This is a genomic window from Streptomyces sp. NPDC002926, assembly GCF_053591755.1.
The window spans coordinates 40992-48624 of sequence record NZ_JBSFUK010000036.1 but is presented as its reverse complement, the minus strand read 5'-3'; the positions used below and the strand labels follow the sequence as shown (position 1 = coordinate 48624).

The window sequence follows — 7633 nt, the reverse complement described above, 5'->3', positions numbered from 1 at the left end:
AGCAACAACGCGATCCGCTCACGAGCGGTCAGCTTGCCCTTGGCATGCTGCGCCTGGGTCGCACGCTCACTCGGCCCGCGCCGGGCCTGCTCGCGGAGCGACTGCAACCCGGCCACCCGCCCACGGGCATCGGTCGGACCCATGCCGTCCGAAGAAGAGGTCATCACCACTACGACAGTTCCCTTCCTTGTCGTCAGCGCGCCGCACGGAAGCGGAGAGTCCGCCACAGGCCGCGACTGCAAAGAGTAACAAACCGGAGATGCGGTTTGTAGATGTGGACTTCCAGGTACCGCTACATCGGCCTGAAGTCGCTACCGCAGCAAACCGTGACTAGTGCCAGCTGTGCGGCGCCCGGTACTCCGGCATACGGTCCCGGAGCCAGCTCTGCCCCTTCCCGAGGCGCCTCGCCACATCCTGCTTCTGGCGCGTTTCCGCTTCGGAGAGCAGCGAGAGCAACGTGACGGCGACCGCGGCCAGTTCCTCGTCGGTCGCTTGCCCGCGTTCCACGCGCAGCACCGTCTTCACGCTCATGAGATCGTCCATGCCAGCCTTCCTCGCCTTACGGCTACCGTCGGCGGCGCGGCTCAAGAGCCGCTCAGATCTGGCTTGAAAACCCGTCACGGACCGGTCCTGACCACCCAGGGGCCCGGAACGCAGAACTCCGCAGCCCGGACGCCGGACTGCGGAGTCACTCCCCGCCCCTCGGGGCGGCAGGAGGGGTCAGACCTTCGCCACTCCCCGGTCCACCGCCGTCCGGAGCAGGACGGGCAGCGTACGGTAGCCATTGATGATGAAGGAGCCCAGCCGCTCCAGGTCTTCGGCCGGAGTGGCGAGGGCCATCCCCGGGAAGTGCGTGAAGAGGGCGGGCAGCGCCACGGCCGCCTCGAGACGCGCAAGCGCGGCGCCCATGCAGTAGTGCACACCGTGCCCGAAGGCCAGATTGTCCCGCCGCCCGGCGCGGAGGACGTCGAACTCCTGGGCCGTATCGCCGTGCAGCTCCGGATCCTGACCGGAGGCGGCGAAGGAGATCATGATCGGATCCCCCTTCCCGATCACGATGCCGTCCAACTCGATGTCCTCCACCGCGAAGCGCATCGGTACGTAGGCGACGGGGGCCTCGACACGCAGCGTCTCGTCGATCACCGTGCCCCAGCCGACTCGGCCGGCCCGCACCTCCGCGAGCTGGTCCGGGTGGCTGAGCAGCCTGCCGACGGCGTTCATGAGCAGGTTGGCCGAGGTCTCCAGCCCTGCGCCGATAACGATGTTGAGGGTGTCCAGCAGCTCCTTGTCGGTGAGCCCTTCGCCGTCCTCGTCGCGGGCCCCGATCAGCGCGGAGGTCAGGTCGTCGCCGGGCACGGCCCGCTTGGCGGCCACCAGTTGGTCCAGCGTCCGGCAGACCGCCGTCTGTGCCGCGTGGACCTCTTCGGCCGAGGTCGAGGTGCTCAGAGTCACCGCGATGGCGCGGCCCAGCGGGCCCTTGGTCTCGTCGGGAACCCCGAACAGCTCGCAGATCGCCCGGATCGGAAGCGGGCCGGCGAATGTCTCGCGCAGATCGACGACCTGCCCGGCCGGCGTGGCAGCGAGGTCGTGCAGCAGCTCACCGGTGATTGCCTCGATGCGGGGCCGCTGGGCCTCGGTGCGCCGTGCGGTGAACGCCCCCGCCATCAGCCTGCGCAGCCGCGCATGTCGTTCGCCGTAGGCCGTCAGCATGTTCTCCGCCGAGACCCAGTGATAAAACGGCCAGCTCTCGGTTATCCGTCCCTCGATGAACGCGGGCCAGTGCAGCCGGGCGTTCTTGGAAACCCGAGGGTCCATCAGCAGACGCTTGATCGCGCTGTGCCGGGTGACGGCCCAGGCCGTCACCCCGCCCGGCAGTTCCACCTTCGCCGCCGGAGCCTCGGCCCGCAGTCGTGCGGTCTCGCCGGCGAGGTCCCGCCCCGAGCCGTCCAGCGCGTACGGGCAGGCAGTCGCGGTCTGTTCCATCAGTGCACCCCGTTCTGGTGGTGATTACGACGACGCGTTCCAAACACACATGCACATATGCATGTAGAGGACCGGAGTCCCCTCCCCCCACGGACGGTTCGCCGCAGGTCGATCACCGGAGCGATCAAAAGGCCGGTCCGGCAGTACCTGACACCTGTCGCCCAGGGCCCACGGCTCAGGCCGGTACGGCCCCTTCCTCCTCCTCGCGTTGCTTCATGGCCGCCTCGTACACCTTCGCCCCCCGGTTGACCGAGAAGTCCAGCTGGAGGAGCACCGCGGGCACCGTGATGGGTGTCATCAGGTTCCGGTAGAGGTCGGACATCCGTTCTTCCATGTCCTCGCGCCCGGTCATGATCTGTGACATCAGCTGGATCCCGGTGAATCCGCCGACGAACAGTTTGGCGGTGCTGTCGGTGTCGACGTGGGCAAGCAGTTCGCCCGCGGCCTTCGCCTCGTCGAAGAGATGCTTGCTGAGGTCCGTCCACTCCTGCAGCGGCACGCGCCGGTCCAGGCCGTCCTTGGGTGACCCGAGGTCCACGGTCAGCCGGACGCTGCCGCGCAGCATCGGGTCCCGCTTGAGCAGATACGAGAGCATCAAGGCCCGGTCCACGGCCTCCTGCAGCTTGTAGATCTGCTTCGGGATCGGCGGCACCGCGTCCACCTGCGCCGCGAGCACGCCTTGTGCGAGTTCCTCCTTGGACGCGAAGTGGAAGTAGAGGGCGCCCTTGGTCATGCCGGATCTCTGCAGGATCTCGGAGATCGTCGCCGCTTCGTAGCCGACCTCGTCGAACACGTCGGCCGCGGCCACAAGGATCGCCATCCGTGTCCGGATGGCTCGCTCCTGCCGTGTCACAGCACACCTCCGCATCGCGTCCCGCCGGCTGAGGGGACAGCAAAGAAACCGGCAGGTCCGTATCTTAATGGACCTTCGCGCTCCGCGACCGGCTCGGAACGCCCAGGGCCGACGCGACTCACGTGAGGCGTCGTCCGCCGATCGTCGACGATACCGGAATAATCTTGAGAAGAAAACCTTCCGCCCGGTTTTAAACGGACGCTCATCGTACGGCTCGCCGGGGGCCTCCGACAGGGCCCTACGCCGCCCTGAAGGCCTGTATCCGGAGGCCAATAGTCCGCCTGACGTGGAGCTCCTCCGCTCTGCGACTCTCTGGAAACTCTCCGAAGTGCCTTGAAAACAAAACCGGTTAGTACGTATCTTATGGCTCTGCGCGCTTCCCAACCTCACTCGACGTCCCTGCGGAGAAGTCCATGACCCTGCTGACGTTCCAGACGGAAGCCCCCACAAACATCGGGGCGAAGAAGAAGAGATCCGGCGCAATCCAGCCGGAAGACCTCTCCCGGCTCAGCCAGACGTCCGTCACCACCGGAGAGCTGACGGACCTGCTCTTCGACCGGGACGACCGGGCCCGGGTCCACGAGACCTGGCGCAAGCTCATATCGACCGAGGAGTTCTCCTACCGCCCCGGCCTGCTCCCGGCCGAGCGCACAAGCCTCTCCTACGACCGACTCCGGCTGCTCAACGGCGTCGTCGACTGCGCCGAGGAGCTGGCGTGCGACCCTCGCAGGCTCGCCAGCCTGCACGAGTGGACGGGAGTCGTCGACGGAGCGCTGGGCACCCTGGCCGGCATCCACTACAACCTCTTCATCGGCAGCCTGGTCGACCACAACTCCGGCAAGCGCCGCGACCTTTCGGACTTCACGTCACTTCGGCGTACGGGAACGTTCCTCTGTACTGAGCTGGGACACGGCAATGACGCCGCCGCGCTCCAGACGACGGCCGAACTCGACAGCCTCACCGGGGAGTTCGTCCTCCACACGCCCAACCCCGAAGCGCAGAAGTTCATGCCGAACACCAGCGTGATCGGCGGCCCCAAGAGCGCCGTGGTGGCTGCCCGCCTGCTGATCGGCGGCGAGGACCGGGGAGTCTTCCTCTTCCTGACCCCGCTCAGCGACCAGAACGGATACCTGCCCGGCATACGAATACGCACCCTGCCGGAACGCACCGGCAGCCCGGTCGACCACTGCCTCACCTCCTTCGACCATGTACGGCTGCCCAGGGAGGCTCTCCTGGAGGACGAGCACGGGCGCCTGGACGCGGACGGGGAGTTCAGCAGCAGTGTGGGCAACCCGCGCAAGCGTTTCCTGCACTCCATCGGCCGCGTCACCTCCGGCAAACTCTGCATGAGCGCCGCGGGCATCGGAGTGACCCGGGCCGCGCTGAGCATCGCGGTCCGCTACGCGCACCACCGGCGCATCAGCGGACCACGCACCGGCGAACGCGTACTGCTGACCGCCCACCGCAGCCATCACGGCAGGCTTCTCCACTCCCTCTCCACCGGCTACGCCATGACGTTCCTCCACCGCGCGGTGGTCGATCGCTGGACCGGGCACACCCCCGAGGACCAGGCGGAGGCCGAGCGCCTGGTGGCCATCGCGAAGGGCTGGATCACCTGGGAGGCCCGCTCGATCACCATCGAGTGCCGCGAACGGTGCGGCGCTCAGGGCCTGTTCCATGCCAACGGCATCGCCGAGTTCCCGCTCAACCTCGAGGGGGCGATCACCGCAGAGGGCGACAACCTCGCCGTCTGGGTGAAGGCCGCCGCCGAGATGGTCTTCGGACACCGGACGGACCGGCGCAGCTCGTTCGACGTACCCCTCGACGAACGGTCCCTGACCGACCTTCCCTTCCTGCGCAGCCTCCTCGCCGACATCGAGGGCATCTGGCAGACCAGGGCCCGTGCCGCCCTGCGGGTCGGACCGGTGGGCGATCCGCTCGGCCGATGGAACGCCGCTTCGGCCGCAGCCCTGGAAATGGTCTCGGCACACGCCCGCCTCCAGGCCGCCGACGCCTTCATCGAGGCGGCCGACCGGGCGCAGGACCCCGCGGCGCGCTCCCTGCTCGAGAATCTGTGCCGGCTGTTCCTCCTGCGGCAGCTCACCGAGCACACCGGTGACCTGCTCGCCGAGGACCATCTGGCGGTCCATCACATCCGCGGACTGCACGAGACCACCGACGCGATCATCGCCGAACTGGCGCCCCACATGATGACGCTCGTGGAGGCATTCGACCTGCCGGCCGAGTTCCTGACCGGCATCCCCATCGCCAACGGCGCCTATGTCGACCGCGTGGTCGACGACTTGGCCGTCGTAGAAGACCCCCTCGCGGCCTGAGCGCAGCCGGCCCCGGTGACGGCCACATCCGCTCACCGGCACCCCCCAGGCCATCCCAGGAAGCCGCTCCCCGGATCCGTTGGAGCCGTATCGCGCGGTCCACGAGGAACGCATCGTAGGCGCCCCGTGCCGCGCACACCCCCACAGCACTTTGACGGCATTCATGACCAGCGTGGAGTCCCCCCGCGAGTACGTCGGCAGCCGCCGCGCGCAGCTGCCGGACATACTCCGCAAGCGGCACCTCCAGCCCGGCGCACTGCGACCCGCTCGCCTCCGCTCACCTGCCTCGTCCCGCTCTCCACGTACGACACGGCCGCGCGGCATCCGCGAACCCGGCTGTGGGCGGCACACTCCGCGCCCACAGCCGGGTTCCCTCCCTGCGCGGTCGCATCACTGCCTGAAGAGTGATCCAGTAGCGGCGCTCGGCACCCTGGCCGCCGATGCGCATGTCCGTCAGGACACCACCGTTGCGCTCGATGCCGCGCGAACCACGCCTTCCGGCGCTGGCCGAATGCTGTAGCCGATGTGCCGCCCACGTCGAGCAGAAAGGCGATCAGGTAATGCCGCAGATCGACGGCTACCGGAAAGGTGTCGCCTCGACGATCCACCAGTGGGTGGCGTGCACTCGCGCATCCCATATGATCAGGCATTTTGCGTTTCCCGGAGCCTCGAGCAGGTGGCCGACGCCAGCAGGAGATTCGCCGCGGCCGACATGACTCTGCAGGAGTCGCCAGGACGTGCGGCACAGCCGCTTTCCAATAGGCCCGAAATGATTAATTTATCCATAAGTGGGATGATTCAACTACGTGCGGGAGCCGCACGGAGAGCCCGTCCCACAGAGGTAGGTAGGTCAGGACATGCCCAAGAACCCGAAGCCCTCCCACCCGTCCCACGGCGAAGGACCGAGCCGCCACCAGGGGACCGAGCAGCACGGCTGGGCGCCGGACGTCGACGCGACCGAACAGCAGGAGAATCCGAGCGCCCGCCGCTCCTTCCACCCCGACGAGCACGCCCCCGACCGCGGCCCCGGCCGCAAGGTGTCCAAGGAGGAGAAGTCCGGCGTCCCCGGCGACACGGTCAAGAGCGACAGCAAGCGGGGCGAGGAGTACGGCAAGGAATCCGAGGAGGGCATGCACGACACGGGCCGCAGGGGCAGATCCCAGCGCCCCAGCGGCACGAAGGACGCCTCGGCCTCCACCGGTGTGGACCCGCAGGACCCTCCCTCCAAGCGCCGCCCCGGCTGACGTCCGTCCCTCTGCCGGAGACCCCCGGCGGAGGCGAGGCCCTCACCGGACATGGGGCTGCATGGTGGTGCCGGTAACGGCAGGGTCAGATCCGCCAGGAGCGAATGCGATCGGCCGCGTCGTACGCATCGACCCGGCCCGACGCTATGTCACGGGCGAGGTCGATCAGCGTGCCGTATGGGGCATCGAGACCCTCGCCGGCAGCATCCATGTACGAGATGACGATCGCGGCGCCGAACAAGGCGTTGCGTGCCGGGAGGGGGCGAAGCCGAATGATGGAGTGCATGAGGGCGGCCGCGCGCCAGGCGTTGTCGACGGTTACACCGACCCTGGGCGTGTTGACGCGGTGGCGGCCGACGGCGGCCACCAGGCTGGAGAAGTCGTGGACCGTGGGGTGCTTCGGCATGACTTCCGCCTGACGCTCCAGGAGCCAGCGGATGTCGATGTGGAGCTCCACGATCAGGCGGCCCGTCCCGGTGCGTCATCAGGGAAGGCCGCGTCGAAGGCATCGCTGTGTTCGGCGATGAAGGAGCGGAATACGTCCGCGGCGCCTTCGAGGCGCGGGTCGCGGACCGCGTCGCGCGCGGCCTGCGTGATGAGCGCGGTCACTGTGGTGCTCTCGGCTTCAGCGCGCTCTTTGAGCAGTGCGTGCAGTTGGTCGTCGACTCGGATCGTCACTGACTTCGACATGCATCGACCGTACAGCAGGGCGTACAGCACGGGTACACCGCTGATCCGGCCGGCCGTACGCCGGCCCCTCACCGACTCCAGCTCCAGCTCCAGCTGGGCAAACTGGACTTCGATCAACTGCGGCGAGACCTGCGCGCGGGCCACCCCGAATTCCCGCGGAGCGAAAAGAGAAACACTCAAGAACGAATGCATGGAGGGTCTTCCCCAGGGCACACGAGGTCCTGGAGGTTGATAACTATGGTTCCCCTGCTACTCGTTCTTCTGCTCGCCCTGATTCTCTTCGGTGCCGGATTCGCATTGAAGGCTCTGTGGATCGTGGCGGTGATCGTGCTCGCCGTGTGGCTGCTCGGTTTCGTCATGCGCTCCGCCGGAACAGGAGGAAGTCGCGGCCGCTGGTACCGCTGGTAGCGGCACCGGTCCAGATTCGCCGGGGGGGGGCCCCAACATCATTTTGGGGGGCGCCCCCCGGCCGGCCGGGTTGGTCGGCCGAATATGTGGGGGGGGGGCGGGGGAGAGGCACAACCAGC

Annotated in this window: 8 protein-coding genes and 1 pseudogene; 3 read left to right on the top strand and 6 right to left on the bottom strand. The window is 67.9% G+C overall.

Annotation, left to right across the window (positions count from 1 at the left end; genetic code table 11):
* From ACWDZ6_RS30220 to ACWDZ6_RS30205, 4 genes and pseudogenes are all read right to left on the bottom strand, one after another.
* Nucleotides 1-164, bottom strand: a pseudogene (locus tag ACWDZ6_RS30220) (methylmalonyl-CoA carboxyltransferase); the annotation flags it as partial.
* 166 nt (nucleotides 165-330) lie between these two features.
* On the bottom strand, nucleotides 331-543 hold the full coding sequence (locus ACWDZ6_RS30215) for an acyl-CoA carboxylase subunit epsilon (protein ID WP_326654640.1): 213 nt from the start codon (nucleotides 541-543) through the stop codon (nucleotides 331-333).
* A 177-nt stretch (nucleotides 544-720) separates the two neighbouring features.
* Nucleotides 721-1983 (bottom strand): cytochrome P450 family protein, encoded by a 1263-nt coding sequence (locus tag ACWDZ6_RS30210; protein ID WP_389185498.1) that lies wholly within the window; start codon nucleotides 1981-1983, stop codon nucleotides 721-723.
* Between the two features lie 175 nt (nucleotides 1984-2158).
* Entirely contained in the window at nucleotides 2159-2836 is a 678-nt protein-coding gene (locus ACWDZ6_RS30205; protein WP_451505360.1) for a ScbR family autoregulator-binding transcription factor, read from the bottom strand.
* Between the two features lie 413 nt (nucleotides 2837-3249).
* On the opposite strand from ACWDZ6_RS30205, the gene ACWDZ6_RS30200 reads away from it, so the two are divergent.
* The gene (locus ACWDZ6_RS30200) at nucleotides 3250-5172 is read left to right on the top strand and encodes an acyl-CoA dehydrogenase family protein (RefSeq protein ID WP_451505359.1); all 1923 of its coding nucleotides are present in this window, start codon (nucleotides 3250-3252) and stop codon (nucleotides 5170-5172) included.
* A gap of 857 nt (nucleotides 5173-6029) precedes the next feature.
* Nucleotides 6030-6416 (top strand): hypothetical protein, encoded by a 387-nt coding sequence (locus ACWDZ6_RS30195; RefSeq protein ID WP_451505358.1) that lies wholly within the window; start codon nucleotides 6030-6032, stop codon nucleotides 6414-6416.
* 85 nt (nucleotides 6417-6501) lie between these two features.
* Here ACWDZ6_RS30195 and ACWDZ6_RS30190 read toward each other — a convergent pair whose 3' ends face one another.
* Both ACWDZ6_RS30190 and ACWDZ6_RS30185 read right to left on the bottom strand, forming a co-directional pair.
* Complete coding sequence (locus ACWDZ6_RS30190) at nucleotides 6502-6822, bottom strand: toxin Doc (protein ID WP_389185507.1); 321 nt, start codon at nucleotides 6820-6822, stop codon at nucleotides 6502-6504.
* A gap of 53 nt (nucleotides 6823-6875) precedes the next feature.
* Nucleotides 6876-7286 (bottom strand): hypothetical protein, encoded by a 411-nt coding sequence (locus ACWDZ6_RS30185; RefSeq protein WP_451505357.1) that lies wholly within the window; start codon nucleotides 7284-7286, stop codon nucleotides 6876-6878.
* A 57-nt stretch (nucleotides 7287-7343) separates the two neighbouring features.
* Here ACWDZ6_RS30185 and ACWDZ6_RS30180 point away from each other — a divergent pair, with 57 nt between their 5' ends.
* On the top strand, nucleotides 7344-7514 hold the full coding sequence (locus ACWDZ6_RS30180; RefSeq protein WP_326654632.1) for a hydrophobic protein: 171 nt from the start codon (nucleotides 7344-7346) through the stop codon (nucleotides 7512-7514).
* Nucleotides 7515-7633 lie beyond the last annotated feature (119 nt).

Bases quoted from the DNA above. Each gene is read 5' to 3' on its own strand.
- ACWDZ6_RS30215 (WP_326654640.1), bottom strand. From the start codon at position 543: ATGGACGATCTCATGAGCGTGAAGACGGTGCTGCGCGTGGAACGCGGG.
- ACWDZ6_RS30210 (WP_389185498.1), bottom strand. From the start codon at position 1,983: ATGGAACAGACCGCGACTGCCTGCCCGTACGCGCTGGACGGCTCGGGG.
- ACWDZ6_RS30200 (WP_451505359.1), top strand. From the start codon at position 3,250: ATGACCCTGCTGACGTTCCAGACGGAAGCCCCCACAAACATCGGGGCG.
- ACWDZ6_RS30195 (WP_451505358.1), top strand. From the start codon at position 6,030: ATGCCCAAGAACCCGAAGCCCTCCCACCCGTCCCACGGCGAAGGACCG.
- ACWDZ6_RS30190 (WP_389185507.1), bottom strand. From the start codon at position 6,822: ATGCCGAAGCACCCCACGGTCCACGACTTCTCCAGCCTGGTGGCCGCC.
- ACWDZ6_RS30180 (WP_326654632.1), top strand. From the start codon at position 7,344: ATGGTTCCCCTGCTACTCGTTCTTCTGCTCGCCCTGATTCTCTTCGGT.